Below are 17,676 nucleotides of genomic sequence, written 5' to 3'. Positions count from 1 at the left end.
CGTTTTATTAGAGGAAAGGAAGGTAAATGAATATGAAAACAATAATTGATAGAAGCGAATGTAACCCATTAAGCGACAATATTGAAGGCAAGTTGGTAGTAATTAAACCAGATTTTTTCAAGTCAGAATTTAGAGAAGCGAAATATCAAATTGTACTTGCAACAGGTGGTTTTGGATGTGATGCAAGTAAGATGGGAAATGCAGTATTTGTAACGGAGTGTTGTGAAAATCCAGAAGAATATAGACAAGAAAGATACAACTTGATTGGCGAACCTACAGAAGAAATGATTACTGAATGGAAAGCAAAGTACGGAGATTTCAATAAGAAAGTACAAAAAGCATTAAGGGGAGAGTGATTAGTATGAATAGAATCGTAGGAATTGTAATGGAACATGGAGATAATGATTTTGGTTACTGGGAAGGATTTTATCTTACTGAAACCGAAGAAAATGCAATCTGGAATATTTTAAATAAACATGATACAGAAGGTTGTTCTTTGAGAGGAACGCGAAAAGAAATTGCAGAAGAGATTGGAGAGTGATTAAAATGTGGAAATATATTATCATTTATGACGGTGGATTTTTAAGAGATAGTGCAGATTTAGGTTATACTTATGAAACCGAAGAAGAAGCAAGAGAAGAAAGCGAGTTTGCAAAAGAAACATACATGAATGACTGGGATATTGAAGGCAGTGAATATGATCCTGATGATTTCGAAATTGAAATTAAAGAAATTTATAATATAAAAGAAGAATGTGATAACTGGTAAGAGAGGTTGCGAAAGTAACTTCTTTTTTTTAGAAGGGAGAATATATAGATGGAAAATGTAATTAAAAGAAACACAGTATTCATGGAATGTATGGCTATGAGAGATATTACTGCTTTTGCTGCTGGAGAAATAGTTTCTGTTTATAGAATTGAAAATAAATGGGTAACGCAAGATTCTAATGGAAAATATTTTAGAATTGATAGCTCATTTCTTAGGAAAGATGAATTTTTCAAGATTAATAAACAGTATTCTATGAGCGACATTATTTATTATCTCATGGATAAAAATGTAGATTATCAAACTGTAGATCGGGAGCTTTTGGAAGAAGCTGTGTTTACAGCATTTAAAGAGATGAATTTCTATGGAGCAACATTAGATAATGTTTATAATTACATTTCTAGTAATTTAATCTAGGAGGGATGTGATTATGGAATTTAGAAGTTATATTTGTGACAGAAATGGAAATGTGATTTTACATTGTACAAATGATAAAAGAAATGATGTTATGAAATTACTACAAGAACATCCAGATTATAGAGTAAAAATATTTATATCAGGAAAAGGAGTGTTGGTGTAATGAGTAAATGGTATTGTACAGATGATGATTGCTTACAATATTGTAGAGAAAATGCAGATGGTACATTTAGTTTTATTGAGAAATTGTATTATGACACCTGTAATGGAGATGAAGATTATCCAGATAAATCATATTTAGTGAAAACCGCAACGATTGATCTGAAGAATTATACGCAAGGAATGATGGAAATTTATATTTCTGGTTATTATAGTTCACTGGATGAGATAAGAGAAACATATGGAAATGCATCAAATCAAATTATTGCCGAATGTATTTTTGAAGAAGATTTTGGAGAGTTTGGTTCTAATTGTGATTGTTGGTTGTCTGAAATGATGACTGAAAAAGAAGCAGATGATTTTATTATGAAATATATTTCAGAAAGGTAGATGATACTATGATTAATTTAAAACAGTTCCAAGATTATATTATTGCAAATATGAAAGGTAAAGGCAGATGGTATATTGAGGATTATATCCGTTTATGTATACAGGATGGAGTTTTCGATGATGGAGATGCTGATAAGATGTTTAACTGGTTAGACAAGATTTATGATTTAGTATTAGTAGATTAGAAGGGAGAACTGATTATATGAAGCCAGTAGAAATTACATGGAAAAGTACATCATGTAGAGAATATGGTTATAAAGGTGCAACGGAATACAGAGTGTTATTCGAAGATATCCCAGATTATATTAAAGATGAATGGTTGGAATATGCAAAAGGAATCGGGTTTAACGATGAAGAAATTAAAAATCCGCGATTAGAAATGGAACTTAAATTGTATGAAAACGGAGATGTTGAATTTAAGTATTATTTTGATGACTATGTATCATTCCGATTACATGATGAAGATGAGGATGGAGCCATTGATGTAGTAGCGGAATTTATTAAGAAACATGATAAAGGATTGCCTGATGCTTATAACAAAGAAACAGACGAATTAATGGGAGATGGAGATTGGATTTTAGCAGCTTACGGAAAGGAGAATTGATTATATGAAAATTAAAACCATCGAAGAAATTCATAAAATTCTTAAACAAAAGGCAGAAAATGCGGCAAGAACAAAAGAGTTATATCATAATAGAATGACAGAAAAATATGATACAATTTGGTGGAAACATTATTCAACTATCGAAGAGAAAAATGAATACGATCAGTTATTAAAGGATTGGAATAAATATTCTGCATTATTGAGAGAGTTTGAGGAAAATGAATTTTAAAAGGAGGTTGGTATTATGTCACGTAAGATAAAGAAAATGATGGATTATGTAAAAAACTACAAATTAGAAGAGGATATTAAAAAGTAGAAGAATTATATCACAACACTCCAAATGGGGAAGTGATTGATTCTGATACAATTTTGAAAGATATTATGGATGAATCTGATTTTGAATTTTCTGGAATTTCATTAGATATCTTTGAAATTTATAAGGGAAGCAGGGATAAAAAAGCATTAAGACAAATGTTATTTGAGTTTGCTGGTATTGAATTTGGCGAATATTTAAACAGATGCTTGATGGAAACGACAAGATGAAGTAAAAATTTCGAAGGGAGAAATAGTATGGAAATTTTAGAGGAAAGAGATGATATGAAAACAATTACGGTAGAGATTGAGATTTATGATGATTCGACAGTAGAAGAGGTAGAAACAGCATTAGAATTTGGTTTAAATGATGTTGGAATTAATTGTACATATTACATCAAAGAAATTAAATGATAGTTCTGGGAGGTACAATATGGAATATTGTTAAATGATGGAGGTGCTTAGAATGACAAAATTAGAAGCTATAAAATGTGAAAAATTATTGGATGAAGCGATCAGAAATGCAGAAACCGCAAATGAAGAATTTTACAAAGCTGGAAATAATTATAACACAACAGAAAGGCATATTTTGGAAACTAAGGCGTGGAATCACAGAGGATATGCTGAAGGCATCAATCAGGTACTTGCAGTTATTGGGTTCAAACATGAGTTGATGGTAGAGTTAGGGAAACTGATAAATTAAAGATTGGAGTGATGAAAATGAAATGGAGAATAATACATGAATGTGATTGTGATAATGGAGAACCTACACAATGGGCTTGCAAATTAACCGAAAACAGTCAGTTTGTTTGGATTGATAAAATTGGAGAATGTGCTTATGGAATTATAAATAAGGCAAGCGGAGATGATTATTTGTATGTGGCAGGTTCGTTACAAGGTGCGAAACGATGGGTTAGTAAGAATTTGATTAAAGTATTATAGGAAAGAGAGGTTGAGTGATATGGATAAAGAAAAAGCATTAGCAAAATTACGGGAAGCAAAACAAGAAGCATTAGTTAATTCAACTGCAATCAAAGTTGGTAGATTAGAGCTTAATGAAGCAATGAAGGCGTTGAGAACGGTAATTGCTTTACAAAATGTTTTAAAAGATGAGTGATGAAATAGCAATTTCATAATGAGGGTCTAATGGAGATTAGAGTGATTGATTGTGATGCGGTAGTAGGATTTGTTGATTATGGAACTATTGATAGCGAAAAGAATGGAGGTTGGTCAACTAAAATGCGATGCAGAAAATGTGGCGCTGCATGGTTGGCAGAGAATTATGCAAATGGAATTGAAACATGCCCAAAATGTAATGCAACTGGTGAAAAATATGTTATTACGGTTGAGTAAGTAATGGGAAGGATGGTTGATGAATTATGTTAAAAGTAAAATGTGTTAGCGCAAGAAAATTTATGATTCACCAGATTGAGGTTGGTAAATTTTATTATATAGATGAAGATTCAAAATGGAAAGATATAGATGGTAATGAATATGTAATGGTCTATCCTGATTCTTCAAAGGAACATACGATTGGAATGTTATTACTTTCTCATTTTCGAATGGAAGATGAATACGTATCAAAAAGATGATATAAAGTTGAAATGGCAAACGGAAGTGGTAGTTTTCCAGATAAATATGACACATATGAAGCAGCTTATGATGCAATGTGTAAGAATTATGTAAGGGAATTAAATGAAGGGTACAAGCCTACGTTGTACAAGATTGTTAGATACAATTACACAGAATGGAACGGAAGTAAAAATATAATGATTCAGCCATGTTGGAGTTAGGAGTGATGATATATGAATGATAAATATTTTAGGTATAGAATTGAAAAAAGCCCATTAGGGAATATGGGGTTACAGTTATTAGAAGCTCAAGAGAAATTAGTTTCTCAGGAATATGAAGTTGAGAATCTTAGAATTAAAGCAGCTATGTATAAAGCATATTTCTTTTGTAATTCTATATTAGCAGAAAAATTACAAAAACAAAGTGAAGAAAACAGAGATGCACTTATCGGAGAGTTTGATGGTTTTTCATATGCAAGTTGGAGAGCTGATGCTGCATATAGAACGCTTGAAAATATGTGTGATGAAGGACTATTAACTGAAAAAGAATATAGAGAATGCAAAGTATGAAACAAGAGTTTCTTTAGATAATTGGAGGAAGATTTATGAAATATAACAGTGATGAACAGAAAATTATTAATGAATGGTTGACTTTTGTTGGAGCACCATATTTGGTTGATGAAGAATTTTTTGAATATAAGGACGGGCAGTTACTCGAAATTGCAAAAGCAAAAGAAGATAGTCTACTAACATGGGATGAATGGCAGCATCTACAGACAATGATGGATATGGAAATTCCGTTAAAAATGTCCATTAGGTTTGTCGGTATTCTTTGGGAAAATGATATTGAAGTATTGGAAATGAATACTGATAAAAGTAAAGAATATGAAGATAAATGGAATAAAAATTTATCACAGGCTAAAGAATCTATGGAGCGATTTAAAATGGAGATGCTTGCTGAATTACAATGAAACGATGATTTACTGGTAAGATTGGAGATAAAAATTATGATAAAACAAATGTGAACATTATGCAGTTTTTTATAATTATAAAGAATATATGTTAGTTGTTGAAGTGAAGAAAGAATAAAACCCACTTTGATTGGAGGTAGATTATAAATGACAATAAATATAGAAAGTATAAATAAAAGTAGTTATTTTACTGATACGGAAAAAATTATTTTAAATAAGATGTTGTATTGGGAAACCAGAGGAAATGATAGTGCATTTATCCTTGTAAACGAAGGAGGTCTTATAGAACTTAATACCCACAAACTTTTTTCCGCAATAAATCATCTTGTGAATTTGAGAATATTAAAAAAAGAAACTGTGAAGCGATAGCATATGAATGGGACAACAAAGAAGAACTTTTTAATTATTTATAATATAGTGAAACGGAAATTTTATTAAAAAAGGAGTATGAATATGTTTTATGACGATGATTTGATAATTGGTAGAGTTCCTAAAAAGGTAAAAGAAAGAACAAAAGAAAATATGGAAGTATATAACATGACGTTATATGACGCATTTCAAGAAGCCACTAGGGAATTTGCAAAGACCGGAACAGAATTATGGAAAGCATGGTACTATGATGATTTTAGAAAATTTATTCCTAGTGTATATATTTCTGAATATTTGGATTTTTCGAAATATCCATTAAAATATGCGGGAATAACACAATGAAAAGCACATTTTGAAAGAAAAGGAGATATAAATGTTAGTATCTGAGTTAGTAGAAAAAAGTAAAAAGGATGCAGTTATTCAATACATAAAACTCTTAGGACAAAAAAATCCAGAAAACATCGTACAAGAAGGCAATGGTGTATTCTCTCATACCAATACAAGAGGAAAGAAACGAATTTTAATACCTTGCATTAGGTTTTCTGAGTATAAGAGAAAAGCAAAAGAATATCCAAAAACCAGAGTACAAAAATGTTTGGGATATTATGTATTAGAAGTAATACAATGAAGAGCGCGTTTTAAAATAAAGGAAAATATATTATGAATAATAAAATTTATGTATATGAAGGGAGATTGATATATGAGTACAAGATTCGAATTCCAGTTATCCAATGAAGATACTGAAAGATTATTTTATTTGAAACGAAAAGGAAAATTCAGAAATATGACAGGAAATGATTATGCAAAAGCTGTATTAGAAAATACATTGCGACACTTGTGTTTAACAGTGCCTGAGTATGATGAAACTGGAATGTAAATTATCAAACAATATATGGAAAAATGTGTGAATATATGATACAATATAATATGGATTATATGAACGGAGGCATGGTTATGATAGAGCTTATTAGTTGGACAATTGGACTTATTACTGCACATTTCATTTTACCAGCGTTGATTGAAATGTGGCTCACTCCACATGATAAACCAGAAGAAGATAGATTTGACGAATGTGGTTATTTAGTAGATAAGAACGGAAAAAGAATTAAAAAATAGAAAGGATGGTTGATAGTATGCTTGCAAGTTTATTGTTTTTTGGTGCGGTTGCAGTTAGTGGAATTAAATATGCGTACAGAAATAGTAAAGATTTATCAAAGCCATTTAGTTCAACAAATAAGGGAGAACCCTTATATATGGGACTTGATGGCAGATGGAGATCAAGAAGTGAAAAACTTGTATGGAAATCACAGCCAGATCAATTTGGAAATGATCATAATCTTTTAGTTGGAGAAAGAAGTGGAAAGGTTTATGAAGATTCTCATGATAATCAATTAAGATATTTGAATATTTATGATGAAAAAAATAAACGGGAAGCAATTCAGAATAATGAATTAGTTTACATGAAACATGATGATAGATTCGGAAAGGAAGTTCCTGTAGAACTTAAAACTGGAGAAATCATTGCTGCATATTATCATGTGGGTCATAGAGATGTTAATTCTTATAGAAAATTTTATTTAGAGCATAATATTCATAAAGTATCTGATGATCCAAGACATACACCAGATAAATATTGGTGTTTAAACTTACCTTTAAATTATAGATCGGATCAATCTAAAAAAGGAGATTGGGGGATTCCTATTACACAAGAAGAATATGAAAAATTAAAACTACATGCTAGGGGAGCGTCTAGCTGTCCTGATGATAATAAGATATGGAAAAAAATTGGTACAAAGGAAGATCCATACTATGAACAATCAATTAAAATTGAAGACCAACGAAAGAAAAATATTGAAAGGCATGTACGAAAAGATTTTGATGGATGTATTTTTTATTGTGTCGTGCTGAAAATGAATAAGTTTGAGTATTATGATAGATATTGTTATGATAATAATATAGAACCAAAAGATTATGGTGGAAATAGAAAAATTCACATAAAAAAATTCATTGAAGATGAAGATTTTGATTTTCATAGACCAGATGTGATGCTTGATAGTAATGGAAAATTTTGGTATTACGAAGATATACGTGAATGGATTTGTAATAAAAAGAACTGCGATCTTGAAGTAACAAAAGATACAATAGATGATACAGTTTTTCAGTTGTGTTTTAAAGACGTAACAGAAGAATGGATACAAAAAGAAATAGAACGTAGAATTGCTATTGATGAGTAAACTGATAATGTGGGGATGGTACAATTTGGTATCATCCTCATGTATGTTTATATTGAGTTATAAAGCGAAATAAGGTAAAATAGAGCATAGGATCGAATGGATAATAAATAAGGAGAAAAGCATGGATAAATATTATGTAGTAGAAAACAAGAATATTGGAGCAATTGGTAAACTAATGATGGTGGAATCTGTTATCTTTACTGGTACTAAGAGTGAATGTCTGCAATATGAAGAAGTAAAAAGAAGAGAATATATAGATAGAACGGTAATCGATTGTTTTACTATCTCTGAAAAAGAATACAAGAAATTGGAAGAAATAAAAGAATTCTGGGATAGTCTTTCTCCAGAAAAGAAAAAGGAAGTAATTGTTGTAAATGGAAAGAAATATAATAAGGCGCTGTACGAACACAGTAAGAGAAAAGAGGAATAAACGTGACCAATTATGAGAAATTCCAAAAGTTAAGTATTAACCAGTTAGCACGTATTAACGTAAAACCATACGTTGATTCTTCAGATGAACGCAGGAGGATGTATAGAACTACAGATAATACTATACTTCTGGACAGAAAAGAAGCGGAAAAGTATGAACGTGAATGGTTAAGTAAGACTGTAAATGAAGATGTATTTAATGATTTATTAGCTAGGTAAGGGTGTGATAATATGGAAGAATATAATGGTGATATCATTAGATTAGATAGACTTATTGAATTTTTGCCTGATGAATTTTGGATTTGGGACGAAACTGAAAATATTACTTTAGAAGATATCTCCGTTGCTATTCATGATGGACTGCCGGAAGTAAATGAGCCATATAGAGATACATGGAAACATCCTGCATTAGAAAAGAAATCAAGAGAATGGCATATTGGTAGAATTATTTATTTTATCAATCATCCAACGGAGATTAGGGATATTTATCTTGAGGAAGAATGTTGGGAAGGTTTTATTCTCCCAAGTACAACTATTAATGATGGTTGGCATAGATATGCCGCGGCAAGATGGTTATATGATCAAGGCAAAATGTCAACAGTTCATTGTCAATATGGTGGAAGAGAAGATATTTTAGATTATTTAAAGGGAACTACGGATGAATATTTGATGGAAGCAATTTAGGAGGACTAATCATGATGATTAACGTTGAGTTTAACGGAGGACAGGGAAGAAAGATAAATGCAGCAGTTAATTATATGCTTGCAGAGGTTGATGGGATCGAGCTGTATGCAGAAATGGAAATCCCAGAAAATGCTAATCCAGATGAATATGGATATGACGAGCTGAAAGATGAGATAATTAAACAGGCAAAGGAAAACAAGATTGATACATCGTTATTAAAGTTTTGGTGGAATTAATTACAAAAGATGAATATAATAGAATGTGGACTGTTCCAGAAACATATAGTTGTATATGCGATATAGATATGTATAAAGCTTTATGTAATGGAGAAGTAGAATGAATGATTCAGATAAAGAGAGAATGAATATGGAAGAGATGAAATGCTACCATGGACTTGTTGAATTAAGGGAGATAAAACATTATAATTGTCTAGAGCTTGATGATGAAGGATAAATAGGTAGCAGATAATATAAGACTACTGGTAAATCTAGTAGTCTTATATTATAATTGAGAATTAGTATTGGAAATTTACCGAAAAGGGGTAAGATATGAAAAATATTTTTGCGATTGCATACATGGATGAAAATGGAAATGGATTTACTGAGAATGAACCTTGGATCGATGGAGAATATTCAACTATTCCAGAGATAAGGGAAAGGGCGGTAGAATTATTTCAGGATGGCATGACAAATATAATTCCATTTGAGGTCGTAGATGAAATAGAATCATATTCATGGGACTACGTAAAGAGACATAGAGTAAAAGGTTGGGTATGATGAAAAGAGAAGAATTATGTATAGAAATGACAGTAAACGGGCATAAGGGAAATGCAGAAGTCAAATGGTTCCCTGAACATTGGGATTACGACCAGCAATGTACTCGACAAGGAGAATATAAAGTCTTTATCAGTGTACCATTCCAAGATTCTCGTTGGGAAAGTTTATTTGTTTTTGATGAGAATAAAAGAGAAGTAGCTATTGAGAAAGCTTATGATCATTTAAATTCTGCATTAAAAAGATGTACTTTATTTTAAAAAGAAAAGAATACAAATATATTTTTGCTTATGCAAAATTTGGAAGGAGAATATTTTATGGACAAAGAGAAACTGATTTTAGAACTACCAAGTGAAGACATTGATATGATTATTGATACCTTGGATAGATATGCGGATATTCAGATAAACGCAGGTATTTTGGATAAAGGATACCAGTTGGATAGAATATGTGATGAAGTAAAAGATATGAGGGAAAGGGACAATTCCATAAAAGAGACAAGTAAAAACTCATATGAAGAAATGTCGGATAAAGAACTTTCTGAGATTATAAAAGATATATTCGAAGCAAGAGAAAAAGGAACTTATGCAAAGAGTTTAATTTCATATGCTAAAAAATTGCAGGAGGAGCTAAGTTTAAAGATGCTTCCGCTGTATAGTCTTTATGATATGGCATACTATGATTTTGTGACGGTTATCATGAAACGTTTCATGGAAAATGTATCTAAATTAGAAAAATGATTTTTAGAAGAAATAATAGTTTCATATGGGAAAAGGAAAAGAGGACTGAAGATATATCAGTCCTCTTTTTGATGTAATTTTGGATCATCTGTGCGTCCAACAAGATAGTCAATGGAAACATCAAAGTAATCAGCGAGTTTAATCAGCATATCAAGGCTCGGTTTTTTGTTTCCATTCTCAAAATTACCAATAGTTCCTCTTGTAGATTCAATTTCTTTACCAAGCTGCTCCATAGTAAGACCATTAGAAGTTCTTAATTCCTTTAGTCTTTCAGAAAAACTTGGAAAAAAGAATAAAAACATAAAATCACCTCTTGACATAAGTATTCAAATAGAATACAATAATGATGTATTCAAACGGAATACATAACTGGAAAGGAGATAATTATGAACCAGCTAAAACAAATCCGTTTGGAAAATAAATGGACTCAACAATATGTGGCAGACAAAATTGGTATTACAAAATCTGCATATTCAAACATTGAGAATCAGAATAGAAGTCCATCACTAAAAGTAGCCATTCAATTACAAAATTTGTTTGGTCTATCAATTGAAAAACTGTTGGAAAATAAGAATAGCAACCCTACACCGACCAAAGTTTAGAAGTTGCCATTCCACCCGATTTGAACTTAGTTCGAAGTCAATTATATTCTATCGTACTTTCTGGACTATTTCAAGTCAATTTTCCAAAAGAATTGCACCTTGAAAACCAAATAAAGGATTGGCTATCTGTAAAAGCTGTCGTGATGGAGTTGGAATACTCTCGATAGTCTGCGAGCAAAATGGAGAATATAACATTAGAAGGCTATCAATAAATTTATTTAAGAAAGGAAGACACGATATGAATAAGATTCAGGAATTTTTTAGTGAGCAGTTTGGAACTGTTCGTACAGTAAATGTAAATGGACAAGTTTATTTTGTCGGAATTGATATTGCAAGAGCATTGGGATATTCAAATGCAGCAAAAGCAGTATCAACACATTGCAAGAGAGCTTTTAAAACAGAAATTGATGTGAGTTCCCAAAATGGGAAGGCACATAAAGCAAGAAATTCACAGGAGATGTTGGTAATTTCAAAGTCAGATATTTACAGATTAATTGTAAAATCGAAACTTGAATCAGCAGATCAGTTTGAATCATGGATATTTGATGAAATCTTACCAAGAATTGAATCAACGGGTGCATATATTGAAGAAGGCAGAGAAGAGGAAATGGTACAGAAGTATTTTCCATCATTCTCAAAGGAAGTTCAAACTGAAATGGTTAATGATTTGATTAAGCAGAATAAGGAACTGAAAGAGTTCTATGATGACCTGATGAATACAGAAGGACTTATGAGTATTAACACAATGGCAAAGGAACTTGGTATTGGAGAATACAAGCTGTTTGCTTTTCTTAGAAATAAGAAAGTATTCTTCTACGATAAGGATATGGTTAATGTACCTTATGAGAGATTTAGAAAAGAAGGCAAATTTGCCGTAAAGGAAACACCTTGCCATGATGGAAATATCAGATCTGTTACATATGCAACTAAGAAGGGACTTGATTATGTAAGAAAACTTCTTAGAAAGAACGGTTACTATCCTGTGACTGAATAAATGATAATCTGAGTGCTGATATGAAGCATTCGACTTGTTCTATACTTCTCAAGCCAAAAGAAGTAGTGTATAATAAAGAAAGCGAGTGATGAATATGAAATATGGAGATATTGTTGTATATAAAAATCAGATTGGAACAGTAGTAAAAAGCGAAAATGATTTTAAGTTCCATCCATGTAATTATGAAAGTTGTTATTTTAGCGAGTTAGATACAGTTACTGACAGTGATGTAAGAGAAGCGACACCTGATGAAAAACTGGAACTGATAGAAAAAGAATTTACATGGGGTAATGTGATTAAGGTTCATTGCATTGGAGAATATCAGATTGTAGAGTATATTGGTAAAAGAGATAAGAAAACATTTTATCACGGATACATTAACTACAGTGATATAAACCATTCATATTTATCTCTTGATTCTGCATTAATTGGATGTATTGGATATAAACATGAGGGTGGAAATGGTAGAGCATCAATGTATTTTGAGAAAATGATTGGACTGGAATAGATCTATTTGAAGATTGGAGTGGTTATTTGAAATTGTTAATAAAAGGTGATAAACGTACAAGGAGTCGCGTATATAACAAGATTTTTAATATCTGTGACAAATACACAACATTTTTTAAAACGGAAACAGATAGTGAATATGAAACAGTAGATGGATATGTTGTAGAATTTGATTGTCCACCAGATGCAGAATTTGAAATTTCAGAATTAAAGAATGTTGATGTGATATGAATCAAAAGCCAATGAATCCAAGTTTTCTTGTGGATGGAAAGGAACTAATAATATGAATGATATTTTGGAACAGCGATTAGCTGCAAAGAAGCGAGATTTGGAAAATCAACAAGAATATTTCAGAATTGATATGAAAAACATTGAACAATCAAATTATGAAGACAATGCCATTAACGCATTATTATACATGAAGAAACTGAAAACGGAAATTGCAGAGTTAGAGTTAATGATGCAGTTGAAAAAGACAAATGGACTCTAAGTTTACTATGGAAGGAGAATAGAATATATGGAAAACGAATATAAAGTAGAAGAAACAAAATTTGGAACAAAAATAAGCCATCCTAGTTATGGTACTTTGTTATTTAACAGAGCTTATGGTGGAAAGACAGCATTATTCGGAAGCAGCATTGAACATAGTAATGTAATTACAATGGAACTTAGACATGCTAATATCACAAGAGAATTAAATCGTGACGATATTTTTGGAGATAAGCCTATTGTAAAAGTTGAAATGAGTTATTCACAATTTGCTGAGGCAATTACATCTTTTGGACAAGGAACAGGGATTCCAGTAACAATTCGCTATACTGAAAAAGACGGGAAAATACCTCCGTGTGATTTTGTTAGCAAAAGAGAACAGTTCACAGGAGAATTTAAAGAACAGACTGATAAGGCAATGGAAAAGTCAAAAGAATTAATAAATGAAGTTGCAGAATTGTTTTCTTCAAAAAAGACACTTACAAAGGCAGATAAAGAAAATATTTTAAAAAAGCTCAATATGTTAAATTACGATATTGGAAGCAATATTGGATTTATTGCAGACCAGTTTAATGAACAGATGGATAAAACGGTTATGGAAGCAAAGGGAGAAATTGAGTCATTCTGTCAGAACAAAATCAATGCAATTGCTAATGCGTCATTGGTAGAACATAGAGAAGAGTTTCTAAAATTGGAAAATCCAGTTGATATTGAATCAGAATAAGGTAAAGAAATTTAACTTTTAAAGGAGCGAGAATAAGAATATGTTGGGTAGGATACCTATTAAAGAAAATATAAATAATGCGAGAAAAATACTGTGTGTAAGTCGCGTATTTGGAGAAATACTTGTTGATAAAGACGAATTAAAAATACTAAACAACGACAAAGACATCACCAATAAATGTAAAGATGTTGATTCAAATAGTTTAACTCTAGGAAATGTATTATACAAAATGCTTAACAGTCAAATAGATGAAGAATGCAGAGAATATATAAGAGAATTTAATGGTATCAAGTTATATTAAATGGAAATTCGACTTTCATTTGGTCGATACCGTAGGAGAAACAATATATGAAATGTAAAGAGTGTTTGTATTGTACATGGGCTTGTCCCGGATGGATGTGTATGAATCGTAACCATCCTCAATATAAAGAAGATAGTGATGAGTCATTGGCAGTACAGTTAGATGATTGTTGTGAATTGTTTATAAATGGCGAAAATGATTATAAGAGATTTTTAAAAGAAGAGGTAATATAAATGGAAGAAAAATTTTTATATGTAGTGAGTGATTTTAATGATTATGTGTATGTAGTAAGGGCAACGTCAAGAGAGAATGCAATGGATTTAGTGAATTATTATACTGGACAGGATAAAGAAGATTGGATTGTAAACGTAGCAGATAATGATGATGGAAAAATAATAGAGTAAGAAATGACGATTTCTTGGTAAATAGATTGGAGATGATTAAATGGCGAGAAAGAAAGTAAATAAAGAATTAACCATAGAAGAACAGTTACAGCAAGAAAGAGAAAATGAATTAAGTTTTATTAAAGATGAAGTGTCACATCTGAATGAACCAACTTATAGATTTGAAGTAGGAGATAAGGTAAAATATGGTGCATTAAAAGACTGTACAGTAAAAGAAGTGTTATATGATGGGAAGGTGTACGGATTACATTGTATTTCTACTGAAGAAAATTATGGAAATCCTTATGATAGAGAAGTATATAGAGTTGTTGGATGGACTAGCGTTAGACCGCTTACTAATGGGGATTCAAGGTTTAGTAAAAATCAGGATGTAAAAATCAATTTTGTCAATTCAATGATTGAGTCTCTTATCCATAAATATTATGCATTTGGAGTAGATATGAATCCTGAATATCAGAGAGGGTATGTTTGGGAATTAGAAGACAAACAGTTACTTATAGATAGTATTTTTAATAATATTGATATAGGTAAATTTGCTTTTATTCATTTGGATGATAAGAAATGGGCTGAGACAGGTAATAGATATGAAATACTTGATGGTAAGCAGAGATTAAGCACAATTATTGATTTTTATGAAAATAGATTTCCATATAACGGAGTTTATTACAATGACTTATCGGCTAAAGATAAGAATGTTTTCTTAAACCATAATATTGTGCAAGGAGAAGTAAGAGAGGCAGATAGAAAGGCAGTATTAAAATATTTCTTAATGCTTAATAGAACTGGAAAGTCAATGGATCAGTCGCAGCTTGATAAAGTTGAGAAAATGTTAGAAGAATAACCCAAAGAAAAATTGCTTTCAAGGCAGAATGGAGATGGTTATGTGAAAAGAATTAAAATGAAAAATAATACAACAAAATTTGTGTGGGATGGAGATAACTGTGTAGATAAATATACAGAGTTTATAGAACAGTATTATTACGACTCAGAAGAAGAAAGAATGGAACATAAAAAAGAAATGGAATCAAATGGATGGAATGATTCTGGTCAGGTTATGGAAATGGTAAGTGGTTCTTTAATGCCATGGGCAAAAAATCCTCCCGTACATGTCTGGTTCGGAAGTTACTATAAAACAATTAGAGAGTAGATGAAAGATTGTTTCTTTTTCTTTTTATGATTCAGGAGTGATTTTATGGGAATGGAAATAGAAGTTATTGCTACAACATGGTATACGGTACATCTAAGTGGTGAAGATGTAGAGAAAGTAAAACAATGGATAAAGGATCATGAAGATGATTTGCCAAGTTTTGACATGAAAGAGAATATATCAGAAGCAGTATATAAATTATATGCAAACGGTGAAATTTCTTTTTATGATGATGGAAAATGCACAGAAAGCGATTTTAATACAGAGGATGTCAGATGGTCAGAGCTTGAAGAAAGAGAACCGGAAGAGATATTGGAATATTAAGAAAATTGTTTAAAATCTGTGAGGGATGAAAATGAATAGAGTTGTAAAAATTCTAATGCAAAGAGATGATTTATCTCAAGCTGAAGCAGAAGAGTTATTAAGGGAAGTTAGGTATATGTTGGAAGAGTGTAATTATGATCCAGAAGAATCAGAGGATATTATTTCTAGTGAATTAGGACTAGAGCCAGATTATATTATGGATATTTTATTTGATTAAGAGAGTGGATTTTCTACTCTCTTAAATTGTATTTTGGAGAATATATAAATGAGATGTAAGAATGGAAACCCAAAGAAACAAAGTAGATTTATTTGTTTACATTGTATGAGAGAAAATATGCTGGGGTTTGGAGTACAGAGAGTACATGGACAACGAGAAAAGTATCATATTAAAGATTTACATTGTATCAATCCAGAATGCCGGGATATGGAAATTACGAAAAATATAGAGGTTAGGTGGTGTGATAATTATGAAGAGGTTTATAAAGTAGCAAAAGAAATCAGAGATAAATATTATTTAGATTAGAAAGGGGTAGATTTTATGTTTTATAAGGAAGAGTTACAGAAGAAAAATGCAGAGAAGCTTGAAGAGAAGTTGAAAGAATATGGAATCCCTGAGTTTACGTGGAAGTTTTTTAGAGCAAAGATTAAGAGTAAAGCTGCTGCGTTGAAATATTTATCTATGATTAAAAATTTTCTACTTTATGCTCTGGAAAACAATTTGATTCAAAAAACAGAAATTTCTGCACTTGAGCCACAGGATTTTAATAATATCATGGCAGAGGATATTACAGAATATCTTGAAATACAGGAAATGAATGGAGTTTCACCAACTACATTAAACACAAAGAAAAATGTGTTAAGAAGTTTCTGGAATTATTTAGCACGTTTAAGCGAAACGAATATTGATAGAGATTTCTTCGAAGATGTAACATATGAAGGAATTTCTTCTAGTAACGGACAGAATGTAATCGAGAAGTTTCCTCTTCAAAGTGAACTTGATGAAATGGAGAGTAAAATATTAAAAATTAGTAATGATTTTACAAGAAATAGAAATCTTACAATTTTTAGTATTTTAAAAGGAACTGGTTTGAGGAAAAGTGAGTTGATTGGATTAGACATACAAAACGTATGTTTGAATGCGGAAATTCCTTATATTAAAGTGATTGGAAAAGGAAAATACAGAGAAGAAGAGGCTAGAACAGTATATTTGAGTGGTAGTGTTAATGATGATTTGAGTAAATGGATTAATTATAGAAATGATATGGCTGATATTCATAAATGGGATACAAATGCTTTGTTTGTTAATATAAACGGAGAAAGATTATTAGAACGTGGAGTCGATGGTATTTTTAATAGATATGGAGACAGAATTACTCCACATATGATGAGACATTATTATATTTCTGTTACCAGAAAAATTGATGAAGTGTTTACAAAGCAGCAGGTAGGTCATGCTTCACTTGGAATCACAGAAGGTACTTATACTAATGCTGTATATGATAAGAAGGATATTTTGGCGAATATGTAAGCGATACTTATTCAGTATCGCGTGGAGAAATGGAAATATCAAGATCTAAAGCGTCACATATTTGATACAAAGTTAGTAGTCTTGGATTATCGCTGTTTAAAATTTTACCAATATTAGATTGGCTAGTGTTGATTTTCAAAGCAAGATCCTTATTTATTATATTGTTAGAGAGCATATACTTTTTTATCTCTATCATTAATTCTTTTGGAGTTTTACAAATCATACAATTCTCCTTTCG

48 protein-coding genes are annotated in these 17,676 nt (G+C 31.2%); 46 read left to right on the top strand and 2 right to left on the bottom strand.

The features are described from left to right. Positions 1-32: 32 nt before the first annotated feature. From DWX91_RS14310 to DWX91_RS14195, 31 genes are all read left to right on the top strand, one after another. Entirely contained in the window at positions 33-356 is a 324-nt protein-coding gene (locus tag DWX91_RS14310) for a hypothetical protein (protein WP_147354419.1), read from the top strand. Between the two features lie 5 nt (positions 357-361). After that, on the top strand, positions 362-541 hold the full coding sequence (locus tag DWX91_RS14305) for a hypothetical protein (protein WP_118539386.1): 180 nt from the start codon (positions 362-364) through the stop codon (positions 539-541). Between the two features lie 5 nt (positions 542-546). Then, complete coding sequence (locus DWX91_RS14300) at positions 547-768, top strand: hypothetical protein (protein WP_118539384.1); 222 nt, start codon at positions 547-549, stop codon at positions 766-768. Between the two features lie 48 nt (positions 769-816). Further along, entirely contained in the window at positions 817-1,182 is a 366-nt protein-coding gene (locus DWX91_RS14295) for a hypothetical protein (protein WP_118539382.1), read from the top strand. Positions 1,183-1,195: 13 nt separating this feature from the next. Beyond that, positions 1,196-1,345, top strand: a complete 150-nt coding sequence (locus DWX91_RS16750) for a hypothetical protein (RefSeq protein WP_182435095.1) — start codon at positions 1,196-1,198, stop codon at positions 1,343-1,345. Further along, on the top strand, positions 1,345-1,731 hold the full coding sequence (locus DWX91_RS14290; protein WP_118539380.1) for a hypothetical protein: 387 nt from the start codon (positions 1,345-1,347) through the stop codon (positions 1,729-1,731). The genes DWX91_RS16750 and DWX91_RS14290 overlap by 1 nt, the downstream gene beginning before the upstream one ends. An 8-nt stretch (positions 1,732-1,739) precedes the next feature. Then, positions 1,740-1,916, top strand: a complete 177-nt coding sequence (locus DWX91_RS16745) for a hypothetical protein (protein ID WP_182435094.1) — start codon at positions 1,740-1,742, stop codon at positions 1,914-1,916. 17 nt (positions 1,917-1,933) lie between these two features. Then, entirely contained in the window at positions 1,934-2,335 is a 402-nt protein-coding gene (locus DWX91_RS14285) for a hypothetical protein (protein ID WP_118539378.1), read from the top strand. Positions 2,336-2,339: 4 nt separating this feature from the next. Then, positions 2,340-2,564 (top strand): hypothetical protein, encoded by a 225-nt coding sequence (locus DWX91_RS14280; protein WP_118539376.1) that lies wholly within the window; start codon positions 2,340-2,342, stop codon positions 2,562-2,564. 119 nt (positions 2,565-2,683) lie between these two features. Next, positions 2,684-2,878 (top strand): hypothetical protein, encoded by a 195-nt coding sequence (locus DWX91_RS14275; protein WP_118539374.1) that lies wholly within the window; start codon positions 2,684-2,686, stop codon positions 2,876-2,878. 27 nt (positions 2,879-2,905) lie between these two features. Further along, a complete protein-coding gene (locus tag DWX91_RS16740) occupies positions 2,906-3,061 on the top strand; it encodes a hypothetical protein (RefSeq protein ID WP_182435093.1) in 156 nt (51 codons plus the stop codon). Positions 3,062-3,113: 52 nt separating this feature from the next. Beyond that, the gene (locus DWX91_RS14270) at positions 3,114-3,350 is read left to right on the top strand and encodes a hypothetical protein (protein ID WP_118539372.1); all 237 of its coding nucleotides are present in this window, start codon (positions 3,114-3,116) and stop codon (positions 3,348-3,350) included. 17 nt (positions 3,351-3,367) lie between these two features. Next, entirely contained in the window at positions 3,368-3,589 is a 222-nt protein-coding gene (locus DWX91_RS14265; protein WP_118539370.1) for a hypothetical protein, read from the top strand. A gap of 19 nt (positions 3,590-3,608) precedes the next feature. Then, entirely contained in the window at positions 3,609-3,764 is a 156-nt protein-coding gene (locus DWX91_RS16735; RefSeq protein ID WP_182435092.1) for a hypothetical protein, read from the top strand. A gap of 29 nt (positions 3,765-3,793) precedes the next feature. Then, positions 3,794-4,000 carry a hypothetical protein gene (locus DWX91_RS16455; protein ID WP_147354418.1) on the top strand — a complete coding sequence of 69 codons (207 nt, stop codon included), beginning with the start codon at positions 3,794-3,796 and terminating at the stop codon, positions 3,998-4,000. 26 nt (positions 4,001-4,026) lie between these two features. Then, the gene (locus DWX91_RS14260) at positions 4,027-4,239 is read left to right on the top strand and encodes a hypothetical protein (RefSeq protein WP_118539368.1); all 213 of its coding nucleotides are present in this window, start codon (positions 4,027-4,029) and stop codon (positions 4,237-4,239) included. A 213-nt stretch (positions 4,240-4,452) separates the two neighbouring features. Beyond that, positions 4,453-4,788: a hypothetical protein gene (locus DWX91_RS14255; RefSeq protein WP_118539366.1), complete on the top strand. Its 336-nt coding sequence runs from the start codon at positions 4,453-4,455 to the stop codon at positions 4,786-4,788. Positions 4,789-4,823: 35 nt separating this feature from the next. Next, positions 4,824-5,189, top strand: a complete 366-nt coding sequence (locus DWX91_RS14250; RefSeq protein ID WP_118539364.1) for a hypothetical protein — start codon at positions 4,824-4,826, stop codon at positions 5,187-5,189. A 147-nt stretch (positions 5,190-5,336) separates the two neighbouring features. After that, complete coding sequence (locus DWX91_RS14245; RefSeq protein ID WP_118539362.1) at positions 5,337-5,558, top strand: hypothetical protein; 222 nt, start codon at positions 5,337-5,339, stop codon at positions 5,556-5,558. Between the two features lie 84 nt (positions 5,559-5,642). Next, positions 5,643-5,900, top strand: coding sequence for a hypothetical protein (locus DWX91_RS14240; protein WP_118491077.1), 258 nt, complete (start codon positions 5,643-5,645; stop codon positions 5,898-5,900). A gap of 31 nt (positions 5,901-5,931) precedes the next feature. Continuing rightward, positions 5,932-6,186, top strand: a complete 255-nt coding sequence (locus tag DWX91_RS14235; protein WP_118539360.1) for a hypothetical protein — start codon at positions 5,932-5,934, stop codon at positions 6,184-6,186. A 72-nt stretch (positions 6,187-6,258) separates the two neighbouring features. Then, positions 6,259-6,435: a hypothetical protein gene (locus tag DWX91_RS16730; protein WP_178832236.1), complete on the top strand. Its 177-nt coding sequence runs from the start codon at positions 6,259-6,261 to the stop codon at positions 6,433-6,435. A 77-nt stretch (positions 6,436-6,512) separates the two neighbouring features. After that, positions 6,513-6,674, top strand: a complete 162-nt coding sequence (locus DWX91_RS16725; protein ID WP_182435091.1) for a hypothetical protein — start codon at positions 6,513-6,515, stop codon at positions 6,672-6,674. Positions 6,675-6,691: 17 nt separating this feature from the next. After that, positions 6,692-7,792: a hypothetical protein gene (locus tag DWX91_RS14230; RefSeq protein WP_118539358.1), complete on the top strand. Its 1,101-nt coding sequence runs from the start codon at positions 6,692-6,694 to the stop codon at positions 7,790-7,792. A 121-nt stretch (positions 7,793-7,913) separates the two neighbouring features. Continuing rightward, a complete protein-coding gene (locus DWX91_RS14225; RefSeq protein ID WP_118539356.1) occupies positions 7,914-8,222 on the top strand; it encodes a hypothetical protein in 309 nt (102 codons plus the stop codon). A gap of 2 nt (positions 8,223-8,224) precedes the next feature. Beyond that, positions 8,225-8,440 (top strand): hypothetical protein, encoded by a 216-nt coding sequence (locus DWX91_RS14220; protein WP_118539354.1) that lies wholly within the window; start codon positions 8,225-8,227, stop codon positions 8,438-8,440. A 12-nt stretch (positions 8,441-8,452) separates the two neighbouring features. After that, the gene (locus tag DWX91_RS14215) at positions 8,453-8,905 is read left to right on the top strand and encodes a hypothetical protein (protein ID WP_118539352.1); all 453 of its coding nucleotides are present in this window, start codon (positions 8,453-8,455) and stop codon (positions 8,903-8,905) included. An 11-nt stretch (positions 8,906-8,916) separates the two neighbouring features. After that, a complete protein-coding gene (locus DWX91_RS14210) occupies positions 8,917-9,141 on the top strand; it encodes a hypothetical protein (protein ID WP_118539350.1) in 225 nt (74 codons plus the stop codon). 312 nt (positions 9,142-9,453) lie between these two features. Then, on the top strand, positions 9,454-9,681 hold the full coding sequence (locus DWX91_RS14205) for a hypothetical protein (RefSeq protein ID WP_118539348.1): 228 nt from the start codon (positions 9,454-9,456) through the stop codon (positions 9,679-9,681). After that, positions 9,678-9,938 (top strand): hypothetical protein, encoded by a 261-nt coding sequence (locus DWX91_RS14200; protein WP_118539346.1) that lies wholly within the window; start codon positions 9,678-9,680, stop codon positions 9,936-9,938. The genes DWX91_RS14205 and DWX91_RS14200 overlap by 4 nt, the downstream gene beginning before the upstream one ends. A gap of 57 nt (positions 9,939-9,995) precedes the next feature. After that, positions 9,996-10,418 carry a hypothetical protein gene (locus DWX91_RS14195; protein WP_118539344.1) on the top strand — a complete coding sequence of 141 codons (423 nt, stop codon included), beginning with the start codon at positions 9,996-9,998 and terminating at the stop codon, positions 10,416-10,418. Positions 10,419-10,474: 56 nt separating this feature from the next. Here the strand turns inward: DWX91_RS14195 and DWX91_RS14190 are convergent, their stop codons facing one another. Further along, a complete protein-coding gene (locus DWX91_RS14190) occupies positions 10,475-10,720 on the bottom strand; it encodes a helix-turn-helix domain-containing protein (protein WP_118539342.1) in 246 nt (81 codons plus the stop codon). 84 nt (positions 10,721-10,804) lie between these two features. Between DWX91_RS14190 and DWX91_RS14185 the strand changes: the two genes are divergently transcribed. From DWX91_RS14185 to DWX91_RS14125, 15 genes are all read left to right on the top strand, one after another. Next, positions 10,805-11,020, top strand: coding sequence for a helix-turn-helix transcriptional regulator (locus DWX91_RS14185; RefSeq protein ID WP_118539340.1), 216 nt, complete (start codon positions 10,805-10,807; stop codon positions 11,018-11,020). Positions 11,021-11,258: 238 nt separating this feature from the next. Further along, positions 11,259-12,014 carry a phage antirepressor KilAC domain-containing protein gene (locus tag DWX91_RS14180; RefSeq protein ID WP_118539338.1) on the top strand — a complete coding sequence of 252 codons (756 nt, stop codon included), beginning with the start codon at positions 11,259-11,261 and terminating at the stop codon, positions 12,012-12,014. 94 nt (positions 12,015-12,108) lie between these two features. Further along, entirely contained in the window at positions 12,109-12,522 is a 414-nt protein-coding gene (locus tag DWX91_RS14175; RefSeq protein WP_147354417.1) for a hypothetical protein, read from the top strand. Positions 12,523-12,548: 26 nt separating this feature from the next. Next, the gene (locus DWX91_RS16450; RefSeq protein ID WP_147354416.1) at positions 12,549-12,752 is read left to right on the top strand and encodes a hypothetical protein; all 204 of its coding nucleotides are present in this window, start codon (positions 12,549-12,551) and stop codon (positions 12,750-12,752) included. Between the two features lie 52 nt (positions 12,753-12,804). Beyond that, positions 12,805-13,011: a hypothetical protein gene (locus tag DWX91_RS14170; protein ID WP_118539334.1), complete on the top strand. Its 207-nt coding sequence runs from the start codon at positions 12,805-12,807 to the stop codon at positions 13,009-13,011. A 27-nt stretch (positions 13,012-13,038) separates the two neighbouring features. Beyond that, entirely contained in the window at positions 13,039-13,734 is a 696-nt protein-coding gene (locus tag DWX91_RS14165; RefSeq protein WP_118539332.1) for a hypothetical protein, read from the top strand. 40 nt (positions 13,735-13,774) lie between these two features. Further along, entirely contained in the window at positions 13,775-14,035 is a 261-nt protein-coding gene (locus DWX91_RS14160) for a hypothetical protein (RefSeq protein WP_118539330.1), read from the top strand. Between the two features lie 47 nt (positions 14,036-14,082). After that, positions 14,083-14,268 carry a hypothetical protein gene (locus tag DWX91_RS14155; protein ID WP_118539328.1) on the top strand — a complete coding sequence of 62 codons (186 nt, stop codon included), beginning with the start codon at positions 14,083-14,085 and terminating at the stop codon, positions 14,266-14,268. Then, a complete protein-coding gene (locus DWX91_RS16720) occupies positions 14,269-14,439 on the top strand; it encodes a hypothetical protein (RefSeq protein ID WP_182435090.1) in 171 nt (56 codons plus the stop codon). Between the two features lie 40 nt (positions 14,440-14,479). Beyond that, positions 14,480-15,280, top strand: a complete 801-nt coding sequence (locus tag DWX91_RS14150) for a DUF262 domain-containing protein (protein WP_118539326.1) — start codon at positions 14,480-14,482, stop codon at positions 15,278-15,280. A 42-nt stretch (positions 15,281-15,322) separates the two neighbouring features. Continuing rightward, positions 15,323-15,586, top strand: a complete 264-nt coding sequence (locus tag DWX91_RS14145) for a hypothetical protein (protein ID WP_118539324.1) — start codon at positions 15,323-15,325, stop codon at positions 15,584-15,586. A 45-nt stretch (positions 15,587-15,631) separates the two neighbouring features. Continuing rightward, positions 15,632-15,910: a hypothetical protein gene (locus DWX91_RS14140; protein WP_118539322.1), complete on the top strand. Its 279-nt coding sequence runs from the start codon at positions 15,632-15,634 to the stop codon at positions 15,908-15,910. A gap of 31 nt (positions 15,911-15,941) precedes the next feature. Continuing rightward, a complete protein-coding gene (locus tag DWX91_RS14135; RefSeq protein ID WP_118539320.1) occupies positions 15,942-16,127 on the top strand; it encodes a hypothetical protein in 186 nt (61 codons plus the stop codon). A gap of 48 nt (positions 16,128-16,175) precedes the next feature. Continuing rightward, positions 16,176-16,433: a hypothetical protein gene (locus DWX91_RS14130; RefSeq protein WP_118539318.1), complete on the top strand. Its 258-nt coding sequence runs from the start codon at positions 16,176-16,178 to the stop codon at positions 16,431-16,433. 15 nt (positions 16,434-16,448) lie between these two features. Next, the gene (locus tag DWX91_RS14125) at positions 16,449-17,438 is read left to right on the top strand and encodes a tyrosine-type recombinase/integrase (RefSeq protein ID WP_118539316.1); all 990 of its coding nucleotides are present in this window, start codon (positions 16,449-16,451) and stop codon (positions 17,436-17,438) included. 7 nt (positions 17,439-17,445) lie between these two features. On the opposite strand, the gene DWX91_RS14120 is transcribed toward DWX91_RS14125, so the two are convergent. Continuing rightward, a partial coding sequence (locus tag DWX91_RS14120; protein ID WP_207664034.1) for a helix-turn-helix domain-containing protein occupies positions 17,446-17,676 on the bottom strand: 231 nt, incomplete at its 5' end.

It is taken from the genome of Clostridium sp. AF22-10 (assembly GCF_003478725.1).
Lineage (GTDB): Bacteria > Bacillota > Clostridia > Lachnospirales > Lachnospiraceae > Otoolea > Otoolea fessa.
This window is presented reverse-complemented; position numbering and strand designations above follow the sequence as displayed.